General features: G+C 64.6%; 21 protein-coding genes. 8 read left to right on the forward strand and 13 right to left on the reverse strand.

Features of this window, described 5'->3' with window-relative positions; genetic code table 11:
* Positions 1–5 precede the first annotated feature (5 nt).
* The 4 genes from prcA to dop all read right to left on the reverse strand — a co-directional run bounded on the left by prcA (position 6) and on the right by dop (position 3485).
* On the reverse strand, positions 6–770 hold the full coding sequence (prcA, locus tag ACZI8R_RS02885; protein ID WP_463378037.1) for a proteasome subunit alpha: 765 nt from the start codon (positions 768–770) through the stop codon (positions 6–8).
* Positions 767–1648: a proteasome subunit beta gene (gene prcB / locus ACZI8R_RS02890; protein WP_463378038.1), complete on the reverse strand. Its 882-nt coding sequence runs from the start codon at positions 1646–1648 to the stop codon at positions 767–769. Before prcB ends, prcA begins: the two co-directional genes overlap by 4 nt.
* Positions 1645–1839 (reverse strand): ubiquitin-like protein Pup, encoded by a 195-nt coding sequence (locus tag ACZI8R_RS02895; RefSeq protein WP_378576102.1) that lies wholly within the window; start codon positions 1837–1839, stop codon positions 1645–1647. The genes prcB and ACZI8R_RS02895 overlap by 4 nt, the downstream gene beginning before the upstream one ends.
* Before the next feature lie 146 nt (positions 1840–1985).
* Complete coding sequence (gene dop, locus ACZI8R_RS02900; protein WP_463378039.1) at positions 1986–3485, reverse strand: depupylase/deamidase Dop; 1500 nt, start codon at positions 3483–3485, stop codon at positions 1986–1988.
* Between the two features lie 182 nt (positions 3486–3667).
* On the opposite strand from dop, the gene ACZI8R_RS02905 reads away from it, so the two are divergent.
* Entirely contained in the window at positions 3668–4462 is a 795-nt protein-coding gene (locus tag ACZI8R_RS02905; RefSeq protein WP_463378206.1) for a class I SAM-dependent methyltransferase, read from the forward strand.
* Between the two features lie 68 nt (positions 4463–4530).
* Here the strand turns inward: ACZI8R_RS02905 and ACZI8R_RS02910 are convergent, their stop codons facing one another.
* Positions 4531–5298, reverse strand: coding sequence for a hypothetical protein (locus ACZI8R_RS02910; RefSeq protein ID WP_463378040.1), 768 nt, complete (start codon positions 5296–5298; stop codon positions 4531–4533).
* Positions 5299–5473: 175 nt separating this feature from the next.
* On the opposite strand from ACZI8R_RS02910, the gene ACZI8R_RS02915 reads away from it, so the two are divergent.
* Positions 5474–6016 (forward strand): NUDIX hydrolase, encoded by a 543-nt coding sequence (locus tag ACZI8R_RS02915; RefSeq protein ID WP_463378041.1) that lies wholly within the window; start codon positions 5474–5476, stop codon positions 6014–6016.
* Positions 6017–6112: 96 nt separating this feature from the next.
* On the opposite strand, the gene arc is transcribed toward ACZI8R_RS02915, so the two are convergent.
* A complete protein-coding gene (gene arc / locus ACZI8R_RS02920) occupies positions 6113–7888 on the reverse strand; it encodes a proteasome ATPase (protein ID WP_463378042.1) in 1776 nt (591 codons plus the stop codon).
* A gap of 183 nt (positions 7889–8071) precedes the next feature.
* Between arc and ACZI8R_RS02925 the strand changes: the two genes are divergently transcribed.
* Positions 8072–8557, forward strand: a complete 486-nt coding sequence (locus ACZI8R_RS02925) for a WKL family lipoprotein (protein WP_463378043.1) — start codon at positions 8072–8074, stop codon at positions 8555–8557.
* 74 nt (positions 8558–8631) lie between these two features.
* On the opposite strand, the gene ACZI8R_RS02930 is transcribed toward ACZI8R_RS02925, so the two are convergent.
* Positions 8632–9486, reverse strand: coding sequence for a tRNA (adenine-N1)-methyltransferase (locus ACZI8R_RS02930; protein ID WP_463378044.1), 855 nt, complete (start codon positions 9484–9486; stop codon positions 8632–8634).
* Between the two features lie 68 nt (positions 9487–9554).
* Here ACZI8R_RS02930 and ACZI8R_RS02935 point away from each other — a divergent pair, with 68 nt between their 5' ends.
* Together ACZI8R_RS02935 and ACZI8R_RS02940 are read left to right on the forward strand one after the other, a co-directional pair.
* A complete protein-coding gene (locus ACZI8R_RS02935; protein ID WP_463378045.1) occupies positions 9555–10487 on the forward strand; it encodes a RecB family exonuclease in 933 nt (310 codons plus the stop codon).
* The gene (locus ACZI8R_RS02940) at positions 10484–11296 is read left to right on the forward strand and encodes a thioesterase family protein (protein ID WP_463378046.1); all 813 of its coding nucleotides are present in this window, start codon (positions 10484–10486) and stop codon (positions 11294–11296) included. Before ACZI8R_RS02935 ends, ACZI8R_RS02940 begins: the two co-directional genes overlap by 4 nt.
* Before the next feature lie 19 nt (positions 11297–11315).
* Here the strand turns inward: ACZI8R_RS02940 and hisG are convergent, their stop codons facing one another.
* From hisG to metH, 6 genes are read right to left on the reverse strand one after another with little or no spacing between them, the layout of a single operon-like run.
* A complete protein-coding gene (hisG, locus tag ACZI8R_RS02945; protein ID WP_463378047.1) occupies positions 11316–12167 on the reverse strand; it encodes an ATP phosphoribosyltransferase in 852 nt (283 codons plus the stop codon).
* Between the two features lie 55 nt (positions 12168–12222).
* A complete protein-coding gene (locus tag ACZI8R_RS02950) occupies positions 12223–12504 on the reverse strand; it encodes a phosphoribosyl-ATP diphosphatase (protein ID WP_463378048.1) in 282 nt (93 codons plus the stop codon).
* 29 nt (positions 12505–12533) lie between these two features.
* Positions 12534–13427 (reverse strand): pseudouridine synthase, encoded by an 894-nt coding sequence (locus ACZI8R_RS02955; RefSeq protein WP_463378049.1) that lies wholly within the window; start codon positions 13425–13427, stop codon positions 12534–12536.
* Between the two features lie 2 nt (positions 13428–13429).
* Complete coding sequence (gene trhO, locus ACZI8R_RS02960; RefSeq protein ID WP_463378050.1) at positions 13430–14290, reverse strand: oxygen-dependent tRNA uridine(34) hydroxylase TrhO; 861 nt, start codon at positions 14288–14290, stop codon at positions 13430–13432.
* 39 nt (positions 14291–14329) lie between these two features.
* Positions 14330–15034: an HAD family hydrolase gene (locus ACZI8R_RS02965; RefSeq protein ID WP_463378051.1), complete on the reverse strand. Its 705-nt coding sequence runs from the start codon at positions 15032–15034 to the stop codon at positions 14330–14332.
* Entirely contained in the window at positions 15027–18596 is a 3570-nt protein-coding gene (gene metH, locus ACZI8R_RS02970) for a methionine synthase (protein WP_463378052.1), read from the reverse strand. The genes ACZI8R_RS02965 and metH overlap by 8 nt, the downstream gene beginning before the upstream one ends.
* A 52-nt stretch (positions 18597–18648) precedes the next feature.
* Between metH and ACZI8R_RS02975 the strand changes: the two genes are divergently transcribed.
* The 3 genes from ACZI8R_RS02975 to ACZI8R_RS02985 all read left to right on the forward strand — a co-directional run bounded on the left by ACZI8R_RS02975 (position 18649) and on the right by ACZI8R_RS02985 (position 22082).
* Positions 18649–19587: a PAC2 family protein gene (locus ACZI8R_RS02975; protein WP_463378053.1), complete on the forward strand. Its 939-nt coding sequence runs from the start codon at positions 18649–18651 to the stop codon at positions 19585–19587.
* Between the two features lie 140 nt (positions 19588–19727).
* On the forward strand, positions 19728–20825 hold the full coding sequence (locus tag ACZI8R_RS02980) for a helix-turn-helix domain-containing protein (RefSeq protein ID WP_463378054.1): 1098 nt from the start codon (positions 19728–19730) through the stop codon (positions 20823–20825).
* A 150-nt stretch (positions 20826–20975) separates the two neighbouring features.
* A complete protein-coding gene (locus ACZI8R_RS02985) occupies positions 20976–22082 on the forward strand; it encodes a hypothetical protein (protein ID WP_463378055.1) in 1107 nt (368 codons plus the stop codon).
* Positions 22083–22197: the final 115 nt, after the last annotated feature.

The raw sequence follows: 22197 nt of genomic DNA on the forward strand, positions 1-22197 counted from the left end.
ACGCACTACTCGGAGTCCTCGCCCTTGTCCTTCGGCCCGGGTGACTTCTCGCCCTTCGCGCCGGACTCGGTAGCCGGCAACAACGCCTCGAGCTTGGCACCGGCGATACGGCGAAAAGTCCGTCGTGGACGGGATTGTTCGAGCACAGCCACTTCGAGACCCGACACGCCCAGAGTGCGGCGCTCACCTTCCACGCCACCCTGCTGAAGTGCCCGAACCGCCACCCCCACAGCTGATTCCAGATCGAGGTCCTGACGGTACGAATCCTTCATGGCCGCCAAGATCGGTTCGGTGGTACCACCCATCACCACGTAACCCTGCTCGTCGACGATCGACCCGTCATAGGTGATGCGATAGAGCTGGGCCGGTGTCGACGAGCCGGAACGACCCACCTCCGCGACGCAGATCTCGACCTCGTACGGCTTGGGCTGCTCGGTGAAGAACGTGCCGAGTGTCTGCGCGTACGCGTTGGCCAGTGACCGCCCCGTCACGTCGCGGCGGTCGTAGGAGTACCCCCGCATGTCGGCATGCTGGATCCCGGCACGGCGCAAGTTCTCGAACTCGTTGTACTTGCCCACCGCGGCGAACCCGAGTCGGTCGTACAGTTCGCTCACCTTGTGAAGCGCGGTCGACGGGTTCTCCGCCACGAACAGCACGCCGCCGTCGTAGGTGAGCACGACGACGCTGCGCCCGCGCGCAATACCCTTGCGTGCCAACTCCGAACGGTCACGCATGATCTGTTCGGCAGATGCGTAGTAAGGCATCGTCATGTCGTTGCACCCCCTTCGGCTGCGCGAGCGTCGACGATGCTCCGCGCGACGGCCGATGTACGTTCCTGAGCAACCTCGAGGGCGCCGTTCTCGTCGATGATCACTGCTGTCGGGTAGATGCCGCGGGTGACGTCGGGGCCGCCGGTCGCCGAATCGTCGTCCGCAGCGTCGTACAGGGATTCGATGGCGACGCGAAGTGCTGTGTCCTCGTCACTTCCCGACGAGTACAGCTTCTTGAGAGCCGACTTCGCGAAAAGCGAACCGGAGCCGACCGCGTGATAGCCGGCCCGCTCTTCGTAGCGGCCACCCACGACGTCGTACGACACGATCCGTCCGGCTCGGGACGGGTCGTCCGCCTCGAGATCGAAACCCACGAGGAGCGGAACCACGGCCAGACCCTGCATAGCGGCGCCGAGGTTGCCGCGCACCATCGACGACAGCCGGTTCGCTTTGCCGTCGAACGTCAGCGGAACGCCTTCGATCTTTTCGTAGTGCTCGAGTTCCACGGCGAAGAGCCGTACCAGTTCGATCGCGATTCCGGCCGTTCCCGCGATTCCGGCGGCCGAGTACTCGTCGGTCACGTAGACCTTGTCGACGTCTCGACTGGCGATGAGATTGCCCTGCGTGGCCCGTCGATCGCCGGCGATCAGCACACCGCCACCGAAAGTGAGCGCGACGATCGTGGTTCCGTGCGGTGCAATGTCGGTGTCCATACCGTCACCACCTCGGGTCGAGGACGACCGCAGACCTGCTCGATTCTCCGGCAGCAGTTCCGGTGCGTACCCGCGCAGGTATTCGCTGAAGGAGGACAGATTCGATCCGAACCCGTCCCCCAGACCTGCGACGCCCGCACGCAGCGCCGGACGATCGGCCGTCACTCGCCGCCCTTCTGGACGTAGGCACGAACGAAGTCCTCGGCGTTCTCTTCGAGCACGTCGTCGATCTCGTCGAGCAGATCGTCCGTGTCGTCGGCCAGCTTCTCTCGCCGTTCCTGGCCCGCCGCTCCATCGCTGCCGGGGATGTCGTCGTCTTCGCCGCCGCCCGCACGCGTGGTGTGCTCTTGCGCCATCGCCGACCTCCTTGTGTGAAGGACACTCGCTGTCGAGCGTCCTGTGCTGCCAAGCAGTCCGAACTCGAGGATCCCGCTCGGACCTTCACCCTACCGACGGCACGGCCGGTACGGGTGTCGACTGCGCGGTGTGTTCCGATTCGGAGTCAGTTCTTGAGTTGATCGACCAGCTCTGCGGCCGACTCCACCGAATCCAACAGCGCCCCCACGTGCGACTTACTGCCGCGCAACGGTTCGAGAGTCGGTATCCGCACCAGGGAGTCGCCACCCAGATCGAAGATCACCGAATCCCAACTCGCGGCCGCGATGTCCGCTCCGAAGCGGCGCAGGCATTCACCGCGGAAGTAGGCGCGGGTGTCCTCGGGTGGCGCCGACACCGCATCGAGCACCTGCTGTTCGCTCACCAGACGTTCCATCGAGCCACGGGCGACGAGTCTGTTGTACAAACCCTTGTCCAGTCGCACATCCGAATACTGAAGGTCGATCAGGTGCAGACGTGGCGCCGACCAGGCCAGACCTTCTCGACTGCGGAAGCCCTCGAGAAGCCTGAGCTTGGCAGGCCAATCCAGGATGTGTGCACACTCCATCGGGTCACGTTCGAGGAGATCGAGGACATGCGCCCACTTCTCGAGGATGTCCTGCGCGCGCTCGTCGAAGTCCGTCTCGGACGAGATGTAGTCGGACACCCGCTCGTGGTAGATCCGTTGCAGCGCCAGACCGGTCAGCTCACGGCCGTCCGCAAGCGCCACTGTGGCACGCAAAGTCGGATCGTGGCTGATGTGGTGGACAGCCGTCACCGGGCGAGCCAACTGCAGATCGGTCAAGTCGACGCCGGCCTCGATCAGATCGAGAACGAGCGAGGTCGTGCCCACCTTCAGATAGGTCGACATCTCGGCCAGGTTCGCGTCCCCCACGATGACGTGCAGTCGCCGATATTTGTCGGCGTCCGCGTGCGGTTCGTCGCGGGTGTTGATGATGCCGCGCTTGAGCGTCGTCTCGAGACCCACCTCCACCTCGATGTAGTCGGCGCGTTGCGACAACTGGAAGCCGGCGTCGTCGCCGGACTGGCCCAGTCCGACACGTCCGGAGCCGCAAATCACCTGCCGGGAGGCGAAGAAGGGGGTCAGTCCGTTGATGACCGCGGAGAAGGGGGTGTCCCGCGACATCAGATAGTTCTCGTGGGTGCCGTACGACGCGCCTTTGCCGTCCACATTGTTCTTGTACAGCTGCAGTTTCGGCGCCCCCGGAACACTCGATGCATGGCGAGCGGCCGCCTCCATCACGCGCTCACCGGCCTTGTCCCAGATCACCGCATCGAGCGGGTCGGTGACCTCGGGCGCGGAGTACTCCGGATGCGCGTGATCGACGTACAGCCGAGCGCCGTTGGTGAGGATCATGTTGGCCGCGCCGATCTCGTCGGCGTCGATCACCGGCGCCGGACCACTCGTCCTGCCGAGATCGAATCCGCGCGCGTCCCGCAGCGGAGACTCGACCTCGTAGTCCCAGCGGGTGCGCTTGGCGCGCGGCACACCCGCTGCGGCGGCGTAGGCCAGAACGGCCTGCGTCGACGTCAGAATGGGGTTGGCCGAAGGCTCGGTGGGCGAAGAGATTCCGTACTCGACCTCGACTCCGATGATCCTTTGCATGGCCCGAGCCTAGGCGATGGCATCGTGTTCGACCGCTCAGGTCCAAAGGCGACTGCTGGGCTGGCCCGTCCGCACTCGACGCTCGATACTGAACTAGGGCCGCATCGGATGCCTCGGTGGGGTCTCTCAGTGGGAGGCACACCGTGTCCGATGCAGACGTCAGATCCAACGACGATCACGACATGAAAGTGAAACAACGCCGAATGTGGGCGTCCGGCGACTACCCGGCCGTCGCGAGCGAAGTGATTCCGCAACTCGGTATCGAACTCGTGCGTGCGTGCGATCTGAAGTCCGGCGATCGTGTTCTCGACGTCGCAGCGGGATCCGGGAATGCATCGATCCCCGCCGCCGTGGGCGGTGCACACGTCGTCGCCGCGGACCTCACCCCCGAGCTGTTCGAACGTGGTCGCGCCATAGCCGACGAGCAGGGCGTCGAAGTGGAGTGGCGCGAGGCGGATGCCGAATCCCTACCGTTCGACACCGCGGACTTCGATGCGGTGATCTCGTGCGTGGGAGTGATGTTCGCGCCGCATCACCAGCTCACGGCGGATGAATTGGTACGGGTGTGCCGACCCGGCGGCACCATCGGACTGTGCAACTGGACCCCGGAAGGATTCATCGGGCAGATGTTCGCAGCCATGAAGCCGTATGCGCCTGCTCCACCGCCCGGGGCACAGCCGCCACCTCTGTGGGGCGACGAAGAACATGTGCGATCGCTGTTCGGATCGCGAATTGCCGACGTGTGCGCCGAACGTCGGTTGCTACACGTCGACCGCTTCGGGTCGGGCGAGGAGTTCCGCAAGTTCTTCGTCGAGCACTACGGGCCCACGATTTCGATCTACGCGGCCATCGGAGACGACCGGGAGCGGGCGCAGGCCCTCGACCGAGCACTGATCGCTCTGGGCGACGAAGAGCTCGGCCACGGCGGCGCGGGGATGGACTGGGAATACCTGCTCGTCACCGCACGCAAGGTGTGAAGAGAGGGCAGCTCCCTGCCCCGTGTCACACACGGAACAGGGAGCTGCCGGCTACGCCCTACTGTGGATCAGCTACCGAACTTGAACAGGTCGCCAAGGGAGCCGTTACCAACCTCGGGAACTTCAGGAACCTCGGGAACCTCAGGCGCCACGAGCTCGAAGTCCGTGGTGCATCCGAACTTGATGCCGTCGACGTGATTGGTGCCCGCGGCCGCGCCGCTGCCGAGGTTCACGCCGTAATGATCGAGCGTGGCATTCGGCTGCTTCTCGGCGAACTCCTGCAGAGTGATCGGCTGTCCCCGCTTGATGTCGCCCGTCAGGTTGCGAGTCGCCCACCACTTACCCGTCTCGAGGCCGTCGTAGGTCGTCCAGCCGTCGACATCCGTGCCGGCTCCCTGGTTGTTCGACGGCACCCACACGAGGCTGGCGAATCCGTCCTCCACGCCGGCACCGTTGTCGGCGTTGGGATCGTATTCGGCACCGGTGATACGGAGCTGGTACGAGCTGCCGGTGGTTCCCTTGGTCTCCTTGAAGCCGATCGACGTGCCCGCGACATCGGCGATCTTCTGCTGCTCCGCCGGGTGGTAGTACTCGACGATTCCCTTGTTGTCGGCAACCGTGTACTCGAGCGCCCCCTCGCCCACTCCGCCCTCAGGCGATGCGACGTAGTTCGGCGCAGTACCGTCGATCGACGTCCAACCCGCCTCCGCTCCCGGTGCGGACACGAAGTCCTGGCACGCGGGGGCTGCGGCAGCAGTCTGTGCTGTACCGGTCACGAAAGCGGCGGCGAAGAGCGCTGCCACTCCCACCCCTGAAACCGTCTTACGAACGTTCACGTACATCTCCAGTGTCTCCCCGACCTGGTTGAAACCGATTGATACTGCAACGACTTCGTCTGCAGTAACGGAAAAGTAACACACACCACCGACACCGTCACGAAGAGATACCACTCACACACTCCCTCGGCGGCGCACCGCTCGGCGCGCACCGGCGCGCTGGCATCATCGAGGAATGCAACCGAGCGCGAACCACGACCGTCCCGAAGATGAAATGGTCGCCGTCTTCGACAGCGCAGGCAACGAGTGCGGTTCCGCAAGACGCGGCCGCGTCTACGCAGAAGGGTTGTGGCACGCGAGTGCAGGGGTGCTCGTCCGGTCGACCGATGGAGAACGCATTTACGTCCATCGCCGATCCGGCAGCAAGGCGGTGTTCGCCGGGCATCACGATTGTCTCGCCGGCGGAGTGGTCGACCCCGGAGAGTCGCCGGAGCAGACGGCGCGACGCGAACTGGCCGAGGAACTGGGCGTCGACGACATCGAACTCACCCCGGTGACCAACGTGTCGTGGGACGGGGTGTGGAACGGCCGTCCGCTACGTTGCCACTTGTTCGCCTACGAGACCCGGCACGACGGCCCGTTCGTTCATCAGCCGAGCGAGATCGCAGACGGGTGGTGGTGGACCCGTGGTGAGCTACTCGCCCACCTCGCGGATCCGGACTGGCTGTTCGCGCCGGACACCCGCGTGCTGTTGAACGACTTCCTCACGCCGCCCTGACCGTCTCCAGTTCCCTCCCCCACCCCCGACGAATGTCACACCGGTTCGGCTGAGCCGAACCGGTGTGACATTGGTCAGCGGGGGCGGGAGGGGATATCAGAGGTACTGACCGGTGTTCGTTTCCGTGTCGATGGCCCGGCTCGCACTGGCATTCTTGCCCGTGACCAGCGTGCGGATGTAGACGATCCGTTCGCCCTTCTTGCCCGAGATCCGAGCCCAGTCGTCCGGGTTGGTGGTGTTCGGCAGATCTTCGTTCTCGGAGAACTCGTCGACGATCGAGTCGAACAGATGCTGCACGCGCAGACCGGGGTTACCGGTCTCGAGTACCGACTTGATCGCGTACTTCTTCGCTCGGTCCACGATGTTCTGAATCATGGCGCCGGAGTTGAAGTCCTTGAAGTACAGGACCTCCTTGTCACCGTTGGCGTAGGTGACTTCCAGGAATCGGTTCTCTTCACTCTCCGCGTACATCCTGTCGACGACACGCTCGATCATCGCGCGGACGCAGGCCGTCCGGTCTCCGGAGAACTCGGCCACGTCGTCGGCGTGCACCGGCAACGTGTCGGTGAGGTACTTGGAGAAGATGTCCTGGGCCGACTCGGCGTCCGGTCGTTCGATCTTGATCTTCACGTCGAGTCGACCGGGCCGCAGGATCGCGGGATCGATCATGTCCTCACGGTTCGACGCACCGATCACGATGACGTTCTCGAGCCCCTCGACACCGTCGATCTCACTGAGGAGCTGCGGCACGACGGTGGTCTCCACATCCGAGGACACACCCGATCCACGAGTTCGGAAGATCGAGTCCATCTCGTCGAAGAACACGATCACCGGAGTACCTTCGGACGCCTTCTCGCGTGCCCGCTGGAAGATCAGCCGGATGTGACGTTCGGTCTCTCCGACGAACTTGTTGAGAAGCTCAGGGCCCTTGATGTTGAGGAAGTAGGACTTTGCTTCCTTGCTGTCCTGACCGCGGGCCTCGGCGATCTTCTTCGCCAACGAGTTGGCGACTGCCTTGGCGATCAGCGTCTTTCCGCACCCGGGCGGGCCGTACAGCAGCACACCCTTCGGCGGCCGGAGCGCGTACTCGTGGAACAGGTCCTTGTGCAGGAACGGCAATTCCACCGCGTCACGAATCTGCTCGATCTGTCGTCCCAGACCGCCGATGTCGTCGTAGTGGACGTCGGGAACCTCTTCGAGGACGAGATCCTCGACCTCGGCCTTGGGTATCCGTTCGAACGCGTATCCCGCTTTGGTGTCGACCAGAAGTGAATCCCCGGGACGCAGCTTGCGGGTCGGAGAGTCGACGTCGTACGCGATGTCGGCGTTCTCGGAATCGGCGAACACCTTGGCCAGCGGCTCCGACAGCCACACGATTCGCTCCTCGTCGGCGTGCCCGACGACCAGCGCACGCCGACCGTCGTCCAACACCTCGCGCAACGTGCTGATCTCACCCACGCTCTCGAAGCCGGTGGCCTCGACGATCGTGAGTGCCTCGTTGAGCCGAAGCGTCTGGCCGAGCTCGAGCGTGTTCGCGTCGACATTCGGAGAGCACGTCAACCGCATCTTGCGGCCCGAGGTGAAGACGTCGACGGTCTGATCTTCGTGTATCCCCAACAGCACTCCGTAGCCGCTGGGCGGCTGCCCGAGCCTGTCCACCTCTTCTCGGAGGGAGATCAGTTGCTGACGGGCTTCCTTGAGCGTGTCGAGCAGCTTGGTGTTGCGGACGGACAAGGAGTCCACCCGCGACTCGAGCTCGCGCATCTGATCAGGCGACTCTGCGAGCCGGCGCCGCAGGGCCGAAGCCTCGGCGCGCAGCGACTCGAGCTCCCGTGCGGCCTCGATGGGATCCGGGTTGTCTGTAGAGCTCATGTGCGTCTCCTCCCACTACGATCTGTCAACGCTACCGGCACAGGCCGAAAAGTGCGTTGTGACACGGGTTCCGTCGATCGTCGATTCGAGGAAAGCTCTCACGTCGAGCCCCGGACCACCATGTTAGCCTCACCTAATCCTTGAGCGGTTACGTCTCTGTTCTCTGTAACGAAAGGTTCGGCCTTGATAATCCGCAAATCGGCAATTGCCGCCACCGCGTTGGCTCTCGCACTGGGGATGTCCGCGTGCTCGTCCGACGAGGCCGGCGACGCAGCCGACACGTCGACCGCCGCCACCACGCCGGAAGCGGACTCCGGCTCTGCCGACAGCGACGTGGCCGCACCGTCCGCCGACGAACTGCGCGGGACCTTGGACGCACTCGTGGATCCACAGAAGCCGGTCGACGACAAGGTCGCCCTCATCGAGAACGGCGACGAGCGGAGACCCAACGTCGAGACGATGACCAATGCCATGCAGAACTATCCGGTCGGTTTCGAAGTGACCAACGTGAAGGTCGAGGGATCGACCGCGACTGCGGACGTGGCGATCACCGGCCCGCACGGTGCGGCATCCGCCACTCCGTGGACTTGGGTGAACGCGGACGGAATCTGGAAGGTGTCCGACGAGAGCACCTGCGGACTTCTCGGGATGGCCACAGCGCCCTGCTAGGTAGCTGACCATACCGGGTTCGGCGCCGCCCCCGACGTGCGTCGCCGAACCCGGTCGGCTCTCAACGCAGCGCTCTAGCCTTTGCCCGAGCGGCGCTGAGGTTTCGGGGTGACGGTGCCCTCTGCCAGTCGGCGGGCTGTCACGAGAAATGCGGTGTGCCCCTGCATCCGATGTTCCGGACGTACGGCGAGGCCGACGACGTGCCAACCACGCACGATCGATTCCCAGGAACGCGGTTCCGTCCAACATTCCTGCTCGCGCATCGCTTCGACCACCCGCGACAGCTGGGTGACCGAGGCGACGTACACGACGAGCACACCACCCGGGACCAGTGCCTTCGACACCGCCGGCAGCACCTCCCAGGGTGCGAGCATGTCCAGCACGACACGGTCGACCGGTCCGCCTGCGGCTTCCGTATCGAAGTCGGCGACGTCGGCGATGGTCAGATCCCAGTTCGCGGGACGTTCGCCGAAGAACGTCTCGACATTGCGGACGGCGTGTTCGGCGTGGTCGTCGCGGACCTCGTACGAAATCACGCGACCTTCGGGCCCCACCGCTCTGAGGAGTGAACAGGTCAGCGCACCCGAGCCTGCGCCGGCCTCGAGCACGCGCGCACCGGGGAACACATCGCCCTCGTGGACGATCTGTGCGGCATCCTTCGGATATATGACCTGAGCGCCCCTCGGCATGGACAACACGTAGTCGACGAGCAGCGGGCGGAGCGCGAGGTAGGCCGTGCCGTTGGTGGACTTCACGACGCTGCCCTCGTCGGTGCCGATGAGAGCATCGTGCAGAATCCCGCCGCGATGCGTGTGGAATTCCTTACCCGCCTCGAGGTTCACCGTGTAGTGGCGACCCTTGGCATCCGTCAGTTGGACACGGTCGCCCACTCGAAACGGGCCGCTCGGTCGTGTCTCGTGCCCAACCATCGTCACAGACTCCTCGTTCAGCGTGTCCGGCCGACAACGTGTCGGACCGCCCGCCTACCCTGCCAGGTGTGAGCACTACAGCGTCGTCTCCCCCCGCGTCGAAGGGTTCCACGTCACAGGACTCGGTGGTCTCACGGATCCCCAGACGACCAGCCCTGTCCCCGTCTCGGGCCGGCGATTTTCGCCAGTGCCCGTTGCTCTACCGGTTCCGCGCGATCGACCGCATTCCGGAGAAGGCAACGAAGGCCCAGGTCAAGGGCACGGTCGTGCATGCTGCGCTGGAGTCTCTGTTCGCGCTCCCCTCGGATCAACGCGACCAGGCCCGAGCACTCGATCTCGTTGCGCCCTCGTGGGACGCGATTCTCGAGAAGTCTCCCGAACTCGAAGAGCTTCTGGAAGGCGAAGCCGACCGAGAGAAGTTCCTGACGGAGGCAGCGAAGCTGGTGGCTTCGTATTACCGGCTCGAGGATCCCACTCGGTTCGATGCCGAATCGTGCGAGCTTCGTGTAGAAGCGGAGTTGGACAACGGCGTCCTACTCCGGGGATTCGTCGACCGTATCGACGTCGCGCCGACCGGAGAGGTCCGGATCGTCGACTACAAGACGGGCCGCGCCCCCGGTGAGGCGATGGAGTCCAAAGCACTGTTCCAGATGAAGTTCTACGCACTGATGCTGCTGCGAACCAGACAGATAGTGCCGGCGCAGTTACGTCTGCTCTATCTGGCGTCCGAGACCGTGCTCACCTATGCGCCCGACGAAGCCGAGTTGCTTCGCTTCGAACGCACCCTGTCCGCGCTGTGGACCGCCATTCTCGCCGCCGGCGTCGAGGGAGACTTCCGGCCGAAGCCGGGGCGCCTGTGCAACTGGTGTGACCACAAAGCGCTCTGCCCTGCATTCGGCGGAACACCACCGCCCTACCCTGGGTGGCCCGGCACGGGGCAACCTGACTCCGGACAATCCGCGATCCCACGGGACGAACTGGTCAGCGAAGGCAAACAATGAGCGACGACGCGTACTACGTACCGCTGGGACCCGGGTCGTCGGTGGGCGTGGAGCGATTCCTCGCCACCGACCTCACCACCAGTCTCTGGGCTCCGACGATGCAGCACGGCGCTCCCCCTTCTGCACTGCTGGTGCGCGCCTTGGAGCGGTGTGCCCAGAGAGCGGACACACGTCTCACGCGAGTGGTGGTCGAGATCCTGGGCCCGATCCCCATTACGGAACTCGAGGTGCACGCGTGGGTGGAGCGGCCCGGTCGCCAGGTCGAATTGGTGTCCGCCGAACTCTCCGCGGACACCCCCGAGGGCGGCAGACGAGTCGTCGCAAGCGCGACCGGCTGGCGGATGGCCACCGTCGACAGCACCGAGGTCGCACATGCAGCCGACCCGCAAATGCCCTCGCGGAGCGAAGCGGGCCGTGAGGGGAAGCTCGACGGCATCTGGGGCGAGGGCTATCTCGACACCCTCCATTGGTCATGGATCGACGAGATCGGTTGCGAGGGGCCGGGGCGAGTCTGGATGCGCCCGAAGCCCGTCCTCGTGCGCGGTGAGGTACTCACCCCGATGGAACGCCTGTTCTCCGTCGCCGACGTCTCAAACGGAGTCGGCGCGAAGATCGACCCTGCGGAATGGACGTTCCTCAATACCGATTTGAGTGTCCACATCTTCCGAGTGCCCGACGGAGAGTGGATCGGCGTCGGCGCAGAAACCTCCATCGGACCCGACGGTGTCGGGATGTGCGCAGGCATCCTCTACGACGAGAGCGGTCCGGTAGGCAGGATCGCGCAGACGCTCCTGGTCAGAAAGCGCTGAGAGTTCGGGTCTGCACGGGTCAGAGTGCGCGAACCGACCTGATGTTCGACGCCAGAATCGCCTTCGCCCCGAGCTGAGCCAGCTCGTCCATCACGTCGTTGTGGCCCTTGATCGGGACCATCGCGCGTACAGCCGTCCAGCGATCGTCGGCCATCGGTGACAGCGTCGGCGACTCGAGACCCGGTGTGATCTTCAGTGCGTCCTCGAGGATCGTCTTGGGGCAGTCGTAATCGAGCATCAAATTCTGCTGCGCGAAAACGATTCCACGCACGCGCTCGATCAACTGGTTGCGATCCGCGTTGTCCGCAGCCGAACCGGCCTGCTCGATCAGCACGCCCTCCGAGTCGCACAACACGTCACCGAAGGCAACGAGGTTGTGCTGCTTCAGCGTCCGACCCGAACCCACGACGTCGGCGATCGCGTCGGCCACTCCGAGCTGGATGGAGATCTCGACCGCGCCGTCGAGACGAATGACGGCAGCCTCGATGCCACGCGCCGCGAGGTCTGCGCGAACAAGATTCGGGTACGACGTGGCGATACGTCGACCGGCAAGGTCCTCGACACTCCACTCGCGCCCGGCGGGGGCGGCGTAGCGGAACGAGGATCGGCCGAAACCGAGCGACAGCCGCTCGGTGACCGGCGCAGCGGAGTCGAGGGCGAGATCGCGCCCGGTGATGCCCAAGTCGAGTTCACCCGAACCGACATAGATCGCGATGTCCTTCGGGCGAAGGAAGAAGAATTCGACCTGATTGGCGGGGTCGAGGACGGTGAGGTCTCGCGAGTCGGTGCGACGACGGTATCCGGCTTCGCTGAGAATCTCGGCGGCGGACTCGGACAGTGAGCCCTTGTTCGGCACGGCTACACGCAACATGGTGGGTCCTTTCGGTGGGGAGATCGAGGGTGTCGTCGTCGAGAACGGTGCACGTTCACAGATGTCGGTAGACGTCCTCGAGCTTCAGACCCTTACCCACCATCAGAACCTGTACCCAGTACAGGAGCTGTGAGATCTCCTCCGACAGCGCTTCGTCGCTCTCGTGCTCGGCGGCAATCCATACTTCGCCGGCCTCCTCGAGAATCTTCTTTCCCTGCGAATGGACGCCGGCGTCCAACGCAGCAACGGTGCCCGAACCCTCGGGACGGGTTTCGGCACGCTCGGACAGCTCGGCGAACAGGGATTCGAAGGTCTTCACGAGTAGGCATTGTTTCACGGCAGCCGCAGGCGATCCATTCGGGCAGCTCACCAGGGCAGCGACCGCGTGGTCTCGAACCGTCGGAGCCGCCCCGACAGTGGGTCGACGAACTCGACGGCGGAGGCCAGCAGGCGCAACGGCGTGGAGAAATCACCCGGAACGGACCGGGAGAACGCCGGGTAGTAGTTGTCTCCCTCGATCGGAATTCCCAGGGAACACATGTGCATTCGCAGTTGATGCGTCCGTCCGGTTCGAGGCTCGAGGTGATAGAGGCCGCGGCCGGACCGGGTATCGACGAGCTCGATCCGGGTCTCACTGTTGGGCACGCCCGGCTCCTCCGTCGCCGTCATCACTCCGTGCTCCTTGACGATTCGACTTCGCACGATGCGGGGAAACGTCAGGTCCGGATCATGGCGGGCCAGCGCCCGATACTCCTTGGTGACCTGCCGGTCGACGAACAGCTCCTGGTACGGCCGCCGGTGGCGCCGCTGGATCACGAAGACGAGAACACCGGCAGTCATTCTGTCGAGACGATGAGCGGGGGTCAGTTCGGGAAGGTCGAACTGCTTACGCAAACGCACCACGGCAGTCTCCGTGATGTGTGCACCACGCGGAATGGTGGCCAGGAAGTGCGGCTTGTCGACGACGAGCAACTCGTCGTCGTGGTGCAGCACCTCGAGCTCGAAAGGAACGGGGACTTCCGGCGCCGGGTCACGGTAGAAGTACAGGAACCGCGTCGGCGCGTAGCGCGTATCGGTGTCGATGACACGAGCGTGTTCGTCGACGATCTCGCCACGATCGACCATGTCCCGCCACGTGTCGACGTCGTCGGGAAACTGCCGAGCCAGGAACTCCGCGACGGTCTTCACATCCAGGTTCGCCGGCATGCGGATACGGTCCGGGCCGAGTCCGTCCCGAATGGGTAGAGGCGCTTTCCCCACGGTCAGTCGCCGCTCTCGACACCCGAGCAGGAACCGCACACCAACACCAGCGTGCGTTCGGGAACCGAGTCGTCGTTCTGGTACCGCGATGTCGGCGCACCACACACCGAGCACTGTCCGAGGGTCTTCGCCGACTCACTGAACTCGATGTTCATCCGGTTGTCGAAGACGTAGAGCGACCCTTCCCAGAGACCTCGGTCCCCGTACTCCTCCCCGTACCGGACGATGCCACCGTCCAACTGGTACACCTCGTCGAACCCCCGCGCTCGCATCAACGACGACAACACCTCGCACCGCACCCCGCCCGTGCAGTACGTGACGACGGCCCGGTCCTTGAGGTGGTCGTATTTTCCGCTGTCGAGTTCCTCGACGAAATCCCGAGTCGTTGCCACATCCGGCACCACGGCGTTCTTGAAGCGACCGATCTCGGCTTCGAACGCATTGCGGCCGTCGAAGAAGACGACGTCGTCGCCTCGGGTGTCGACGAGGTGATGCACTTCGTCGGGCGCAAGGCGCACTCCCCCGTCTACGACGCCCGCATCGTCCACCTCGAGTTCGTCGGGCGCACCGAAGGTGACGATCTCGGGTCGAACCTTCACGCTCAACCTCGGGAAATCGCGACCGCGACCCTCCGACCACTTGATGGCCGCGGACTTGAACGGCGCATAGCTGCGGGTGCCTTTCACGTACCGCTTCACGTCAGCCAAGTCACCGCCGACGGTGGCGTTGATCCCATGGGGAGAGACGACGATTCGCCCGGTCAGATCGTTCGACTCCGCCAACGTGTGCTGCCAGAGACGGATCGCCTCCGGGTCCGGCAACGGAGTGAAGACGTAGAACAAGACGATTTTCGGTACAGCCACGACAATCTAGATTACCGAGCGGATGTGCCGTCGCGGTAATCAGACGCGGGACGGTGTAGCCCAGAGGGCCTCGAGGTCCCTGCCGGTCAGACCTTCGAGAGTGGTCCGAAACACCCTGTTCGGCGACTCCGGCACCGGAATCTCACACGGCACGACGAGTACGGAACACCCCGCAGCCTCTGCCGCTGCGGCCCCGGTGGGTGAATCTTCGACGGCAAGGCAGTCCGACGGGTGCAGGCCGAGAAGTTGCGCGCCCCGCAGATAGGGGTCCGGGTGCGGCTTTCCGTTCGGCACGTCGTCACCGCACACGGCGTGATCGAAGAATTCGCGTCCCAGCCTGTCCAGCGCTCGGTCGACCAGGCGGCGCTCCGTATTGGTCACCAACGCGGTCCGGACTCCGTGGTCACGGGCAGTCTCGAGTGCTTCCCGCGCACCCGGCCGCCAGCCGACGTCGGAGAACAGATTCTCCACGCGGATGTACATCCAGTCCTTCGCCTCTGCCAGCGCCTCCGGCGTCTTGTCGAGGCCCAACGAGTCGAAGATGATCCCCAACGCCGTAGGACTGGATGCACCGATGGTCCGGATACGGGTTTCTTCGGTCATCACCCCACCGAGGTGTTCCGACAACTCCCGTACGGCGACGTCCCAGATGCGCTCGGAATCGAGCAGCGTGCCGTCCATGTCCCACATCACGCCACCGAAGGTGCGACTGGCGATTACCGACGCGGTCATCTCGTCAGACATTGAAGTACTTCGCCTCCGGGTGGTGCAGCACGAATGCGTCCGTCGACTGCTCGGGGTGGAGCTGCAGTTCGTCGGACAGTTTCACGCCGATTCGTTCCGGTTCGAGCAGCGCCATCATCACCGCTCGGTCTTCGAGATTCGGGCACGCTCCGTAGCCGAAGGAATAGCGAGCGCCCCGATATCCCAGGTCGAAGAACTCCTGCACGTCGGCGGGATCCTGGGTGGCGAGGTTGGACCCGTCCGGGAGGACGAGTTCCTGACGTACTCGCTGATGCCAGTACTCGGCCAGCGACTCGGTCAGCTGCACGCCGATTCCATGCACCTCGAGGTAGTCCCGGTACGCGTTGGCCGCGAACAGTTCGTTCGCGAAATCTGCGATCGGCTGCCCCATCGTGACGAGCTGGAACGGCAGGACGTCGACCGTTCCCGAGGACTGCGCTTCCTTCCTGGATCGGACGAAGTCCGCGACGCACAGGAAGCGCCCGCGCTGCTGCCGCGGGAAGGAGAACCTGCACCGCTCCTCGGCGTCCGGTTCCGGGCTGGTGAGAACGACGACATCGTCACCCTCGGACACAGCCGGGAAATAGCCGTACACGACGGCAGCATGAGCCAGGATCCCCTCGGTGCTGAGCCGATCGAGCCAATACCGCAACCGCGGTCGACCCTCCGTCTCGACCAGTTCCTCGTACGTGGGCCCGTCGCCGGCACGTTGGCCGCGCAGCCCCCACTGCCCGAGGAACAGAGCCCTCTCGTCGAGCAGACCCGAGTAGTCGGACAACGAAACACCCTTGACGATTCGGGTGCCCCAGAACGGCGGCGTCGGAACGGCGAGGTCGGCAGCCACATCGGATCGCTCCGGAACGACGATCGGAGTCTCCTCCGCCTTTCGCTTCTCGGCTATTCGCTTCGAACGCTCGTGGCGGGCCTTGCGCTCGGCGGCCTTCTCCCGAGCCGCAACAGCTTCGGGGCTGTCAGGATCGGGTCCGTTGCCACGCTTGATCGCCATGATCTGGTCCATCAGATGCAGACCCTCGAAGGCGTCTCGCGCATAGCTCACTTCGCCCTCGTACAGATCCGCGAGGTCGTTCTCGACAAAGGAGCGCGTGAGGGCCGCGCCACCGAGCATGACCGGGAACTTCTCGGCCACGCCTCGCGAATTCAGCTCCGCCAGATTGTCCTTCATCACCACGGTCGACTTGACCAGCAGTCCCGACATGCCGATCACGTCGGCCCTCTGCTCGATCGCCGCGTCGAGGATGGTGCCGATGGGCTGCTTGATTCCCAGATTGACCACGTCGTAGCCGTTGTTGCTGAGGATGATGTCCACGAGGTTCTTACCGATGTCGTGTACATCGCCCTTCACGGTGGCGATAACGAGGCGGCCCTTACCGTCGTCGTCGCTCGCTTCCATGTGCGGTTCGAGGAACGCCACGGCCGCCTTCATGACCTCGGCCGACTGCAGTACGAACGGCAACTGCATCTGTCCGGATCCGAATAGCTCGCCGACCGTCTTCATCCCGGACAGCAATGTCTCGTTGATGATCTCGAGCGGCGGCTTCTGCTTCATCGCCTCGGTGAGGTCGTCGTCCAGACCATTACGTTCGCCGTCGACGATGCGATGCTCGAGCCGCTCGAACAACGGAAGTGCGGCCAACTCCTGCGCCCGCGACTCACGCGCCGATGCCGCCGACACTCCCTCGAACAACTGCATCAGCTTCTGCAGTGGGTCGTAGCCCTCGCTGCGGCGGTCGTAGACCAGGTCGAGCGCCACCTCTCGGTGCTCGTCGGGGATCCGGGCCATCGGCAGGATCTTCGACGCGTGCACGATCGCGGTGTCGAGCCCGGCCTGGGTGCATTCATGGAGGAACACCGAGTTCAGGACCTGCCGCGCCGCGGGATTCAGTCCGAACGAGATGTTCGAGACGCCCAGCGTGAAGTGAACGCTCGGGTACAGCTCCTTGAGCTGACGGATCGCCTCGATCGTCTCGATTCCGTCGCGGCGAACCTCTTCCTGCCCGGTCGAAATCGGGAAGGTCAGCGCATCGATGATGATGTCCGACTCGCTCAGTCCCCAATTGCCGGTGATGTCCTCGACGAGGCGCGTCGCGATGCGCACCTTGTGTTCGGCGGTGCGGGCTTGCCCCTCCTCGTCGATCGTGAGGGCTACGACGGCCGCGCCGTGTTCACGCACCAGCGTCATGATCCGCTCGAAGCGTGAATCCGGGCCGACACCGTCCTCGTAGTTCACCGAGTTCACCGCACTACGGCCGCCGAGATGCTCGAGGCCCGCCTTCAGAACCTCCGGCTCGGTGGAGTCGAGCATGATCGGCAACGTCGATGCCGTCGCGAACCTGCTTGCGAGCGCGGCCATGTCGTAAGCGCCGTCGCGGCCGACGTAGTCGACGTTGAGGTCGAGCATGTGCGCGCCGTCACGAGTCTGCTGCTTGGCGATCTCCAAGCACTTGTCGTAATCCTCGGCGATCATCGCCTCACGAAACGCCTTCGAACCGTTCGAGTTGGTTCGTTCGCCGACCACCAGAATGCTCGCATCCTGTTCGAACGGCACCGCGCTGTACAGCGAAGACGTACCAGATTCGTGGGTCGGGGTGCGCCGGGCCCGTTCGGCACCGTGCACCGCTTCGGCCACCTGCCGGATGTGCTCGGGGGTCGTGCCGCAGCAGCCGCCCACCAGGTCGAGGCCGAACTCTCGGACGAATCCGCTCAGTGCCTCGGCCAACTCTTCGGGGGTGAGCGGATACTCGGCACCCTTGGGCCCAAGCTGCGGCAGACCCGCATTGGGCATGACCGAGACCGGAATCGACGTGTTCTTCGACAGGTGCCGCAGGTGCTCACTCATCTCGGCAGGTCCGGTCGCGCAGTTCAACCCGATCATGTCGATACCCAGGGGCTCGAGCGCCGTCAAGGCCGCGCCGATCTCACTGCCGAGGAGCATCGTGCCCGTCGTCTCGACCGTCACGTGCGTGATGATCGGCAAACGGCGTCCGAGCTTCTCCATCGCTCGCTGACTACCGAGAACTGCCGCTTTCACCTGAAGAAGGTCCTGGCAGGTCTCTACGAGAATCGCATCGGCACCGCCGTCGATCATGCCCATCGCGGCCTCGACGTACGCGTCTCGGAGTGAGGCGAACGGAGCGTGCCCGAGCGTCGGCAGCTTGGTGCCCGGCCCCATCGAGCCGAGCACGAACCGTCCCATTCCGTCGCGCCCTGGGCCCATCTCGTCGGCGACCTCGCGGGCCAACCGGGTGCCTTTCTCCGACAGCTCACGGATTCGATCGGCAATGTCGTAGTCGGCGAGGTTGGGCAGATTGCATCCGAACGTGTTCGTTTCCACTGCATCCGCGCCGGCCTCGAAGTAGGCCCGGTGGATGTCGCGCAGCACGTCGGGGCGCGTTTCGTTCAGAATCTCGTTGCAACCTTCGAGGTTCATGAAGTCGTCGAGAGTCAGTTCCGCGTCCTGCAACATGGTGCCCATCGCCCCGTCGCCGATCACAACGCGCCGTGTCAACGCATCGAGCAGTGCAGAGTGAAGTGGGGCAGACATGCCGTCCACAGTAGTAGGCGCCGCCGACGAGGCTGGCCGTAGGCTGGGCCTTGTGAGTTCCAGTGAGTTCCCCGTCACGCCCAGCGAAGCGGAAGACCCCGCGGCCGCAACCTCTGCGGACGAGCCGATGTCAGAGCTGCCGGTATTGCGTGACCCCATCCTTGTGGCGGCGTTCGAAGGCTGGAACGACGCCGGCGACGCAGCGAGCGGCGCCGTCGAGCATCTCGAGCTCATCTGGGACGCGCAGCCGCTCGCCGAACTCGACTCCGAGGACTACTACGACTACCAGGTCAATCGCCCCACCGTGCGGCAGATCGAGGGCGTCACCCGCGAGATCGTGTGGCCGTCGACTCGGGTATCCCTCTGCTCGCCACCCGGCGGTCAGCGCGACATCGTCCTCCTACGCGGGATCGAGCCGAACATGCGTTGGCGCAGTTTCTGCGACGACCTGATCGAACTGATCGAGGATCTGAAGATCCACACCGTCGTCATACTGGGTGCGCTCCTCGCGGACACTCCCCACACTCGTCCTGTGCCGGTCACCGGTTCCGCATACAGCCGCGAGGCCGCCGAGCGATTCAACATCGAACAGACGAGGTACGAGGGTCCGACCGGAATCACCGGCGTGCTGCAGGACGCCTGCGTGCGGGCCGGCATCCCGGCGGTGTCGTTCTGGGCAGCAGTCCCCCACTACGTGTCACAGCCACCCAACCCCAAGGCCACCGTCGCACTGCTGCAACGCGTCGAGGACGTCCTGGACGTGGAGGTGCCTCTCGGAGAGCTTCCCGGCCAGTCCGAGGATTGGCAGGAAGCCGTCACCGAAATGACGTCGGACGACGAGGAGATCGGCGACTACGTTCGCACTCTCGAGGAGCGTGGCGACGCCGAAACGGACATCTCGGACGCGATCTCGAAGATCGACGGCGACGCCCTGGCAGCGGAGTTCGAGCGGTACCTTCGGCGCCGCGGTCCCGGCAGCTTCGGCATCTGACCACTCACCCCCTCCGTCGAGGATGGGGTGCGTGAGCGGTCGTGAAGAGAACTTTCGTACCGATGGTGAGTTCGGAGTGTCGTTATAAATTCGGTCTATTCTGGGGTTCCGTCTGTCGCCGACAATGGTACGATGCACACGTGCCGACGGACAAGAACCAGACGAACGTCCCCAAGCCGGAGCGTGACATCGACCTCTATCGGCGGTCCACTGCAGCCCTGCGTGCCGCGCTCCCCCCTGGATGGACCATCGAGTCGGGCAAGGCCCGCTCCCTCGCAGACGCTCCGGAGCGTCTGCTGATCTCCTCCCCTGCCGGCGAGGTCGCCTCGTTCTCGGTGATCTCCGCTCGTGGAGTCCTCGCCGGCGACGCCGCGAGATTTGCCGATTCGGTGTCGGATGCCGACAACGGTTTCGTCTGTGCCCGCTACCTTTCCGAACCCGTACGCAAACAACTCGACGCCAAGGGCCTCTCCTATGCCGACGCCACCGGCAACACGTCGGTCTTCGCGAATCGACCGGCGATCTGGGTCCGCGACCGAGGGGCGGACGCAGACCCGTGGCGCGGACCGGGTCGCCCGGCGGCTCAGCTGACCGGCGACCCAGCAGCCCGTGTCGTCCGCGCCCTGGCCGATCACTCCGGCGAACTGACGGTTCCGCAACTCATCAGGCTCAGCGGTGCATCCACAGGCGCCACCTACCGCGTCGTCGAGACCCTGGCCGAACGTGATCTGGTCGAACGACTCCCGAGAGGTCCCATCACCAGCGTCAGGTGGAAGGACATGCTTCGCGCATGGAGTGCGGACGCGCGATTCCGGGACTGTCCCTCGGTCGGCTACTTCGCCCCCGACGGCATCACGTCGATCGTCGAAGGCCTGGCAGCCAACCCCGAACTCCTGTACGCGGTCACCGGGTCCGTAGCGGCCGCCACCTGGACCGAGTACGCACCCAGTCGTCTGTTGCAGATCTACGCGGACAACGGCGAAGCTCTCGCGACCGCTCTCGGCTTACGCGTGGTCGAGGAGGGAGCCAACGTCGTCGTGGCAACGCCCCGGTCCCCTTCCGTGTTCGACAGAACCCTCTTCCGCAGAGACATCCGGCTGACGGCCCCCGCTCAGGCCTGCGCGGATCTACTCGGCGGCAAAGGTCGCCAACCGGAGGAAGGCGAGCACCTTCTCGACTGGCTCGCGGAGAACGAATCGGCCTGGCGAACTTCGCTGCGCGAAAAGAAGCAGAACTGACGCTTCGACCACGTCCACGGTGACGGGCCCCACTCGGCCCATTCGCGACTATGTACGCTTGCGACTTACCAGAATCGTGGAACCGCAAGGCAGCACGTAACCGCATGGCGGCGAATGTGATCCGCAGCGGCCGGAGTAGGGGTAGTTGTAATGGCCATGGGAGTCGGGCTCAGGGTCGGCAGCGTCGTGTCGACTGCCGTCGTGGCGTCGAACGACCCGGGTTCGCCCGACCCGATCGTCATCGTCCGCGACACGGTTCTACACATGTGTGGCGACGGCAGTGCTGTGCTCGGCGGGTCCACGCCGGTCGGAGTTCCCGGAGGTACACAATCCGTGTCGGGATTCCTTCCCCGCGTAGCAGATCCGGCAGGCGTCACCACCAAGGACGGATCCCTCTTCAGAGCAGAGGATCTCGTGGCGGGCGCAATGCGCTGCCTCCTGCGCGAGTGCGAGCCACTCCCGGACCACGGCGGACGAACGGGCGGGGCACCGGACATCATGGCCACCTACCCGACGAAGTGGGACGCCACCGCGGTGGACGCCCTGCGCGACGCACTCGACTTTGCCGACCTGTCGTACGTCTCCCTCATGTCCGATGCCGAGGCTGCGGCAGCCTGGTTCGAATCCGAGATCGCCGAGAAGCCAGGCAAACTCGTCGGCATCTATCACGTCGACGACACGGGAGCGACCGTCGGTCTCGTTCGCTCAGGTGTTGCCGCCGGCAAGGCATTCCGGTTCGCCTCCACTGGCGACTCCTCCCCCACATCCCGAATCGCGACAGCTCTCGGGGCATTCGGTTGGCTTCCTGCGAACCTCGACGCCGTCGTCGTGACCGGTGACGGTCTGGTTGCTCGCGACTCCACCGCGATCCACGCGATCGCCGAGACGGTCGGCACGAAATTCTCGGTGCGATGTGTCGTCGGACCGGGGCCCGAGCAAACGGCAGCCCTCGGCGCAGCCATCCGAGCAGCCGGGTTCAACCCCACGACTCACCGCGTCACCCCCATCGGCCTACCCCCGTCGTACGACGTGACCGAAGTGATCGACGCGATCGCTCACGAAGAACGTGTCGTCGCTCGGGGTGCTGCGCGCCGTTACGAGGAAGCCGCCCCCGAACAACCGCCTACGCCGGTCGAAACCCCCGAAGAACCGCGAACGACACGCCGTCGCAGGCGCCTGTTTCGCACCATGGCCGGCGTCGCCACCGGCGCAATCGCCCTCCTTCTGGGCGTTGCGTACTTCATGTACGGCCTCTGAACGATTCGTCCAAAGGCGACCACTCCAGCGTCCCTTCGAGAGATTCGCCTAGTTCGGTGAATTCTGGGTTTCCGTCACGATCCGACTCGGTTCGCATCGGGCTACGGCGACACGT

The sequence above is a fragment of the Rhodococcus huquni genome, from assembly GCF_055231055.1.

Bases quoted from the DNA above. Each gene is read 5' to 3' on its own strand.
- ACZI8R_RS02940 (WP_463378046.1), top strand. From the start codon at position 10,484: ATGAGCGACGACGCGTACTACGTACCGCTGGGACCCGGGTCGTCGGTG.
- ACZI8R_RS02915 (WP_463378041.1), top strand. From the start codon at position 5,474: ATGCAACCGAGCGCGAACCACGACCGTCCCGAAGATGAAATGGTCGCC.
- ACZI8R_RS02895 (WP_378576102.1), bottom strand. From the start codon at position 1,839: ATGGCGCAAGAGCACACCACGCGTGCGGGCGGCGGCGAAGACGACGAC.
- metH (WP_463378052.1), bottom strand. From the start codon at position 18,596: ATGTCTGCCCCACTTCACTCTGCACTGCTCGATGCGTTGACACGGCGC.
- ACZI8R_RS02905 (WP_463378206.1), top strand. From the start codon at position 3,668: ATGAAAGTGAAACAACGCCGAATGTGGGCGTCCGGCGACTACCCGGCC.
- ACZI8R_RS02985 (WP_463378055.1), top strand. From the start codon at position 20,976: ATGGCCATGGGAGTCGGGCTCAGGGTCGGCAGCGTCGTGTCGACTGCC.
- arc (WP_463378042.1), bottom strand. From the start codon at position 7,888: ATGAGCTCTACAGACAACCCGGATCCCATCGAGGCCGCACGGGAGCTC.
- dop (WP_463378039.1), bottom strand. From the start codon at position 3,485: ATGCAAAGGATCATCGGAGTCGAGGTCGAGTACGGAATCTCTTCGCCC.
- ACZI8R_RS02965 (WP_463378051.1), bottom strand. From the start codon at position 15,034: ATGTCTGACGAGATGACCGCGTCGGTAATCGCCAGTCGCACCTTCGGT.
- ACZI8R_RS02930 (WP_463378044.1), bottom strand. From the start codon at position 9,486: ATGGTTGGGCACGAGACACGACCGAGCGGCCCGTTTCGAGTGGGCGAC.
- prcA (WP_463378037.1), bottom strand. From the start codon at position 770: ATGACGATGCCTTACTACGCATCTGCCGAACAGATCATGCGTGACCGT.
- hisG (WP_463378047.1), bottom strand. From the start codon at position 12,167: ATGTTGCGTGTAGCCGTGCCGAACAAGGGCTCACTGTCCGAGTCCGCC.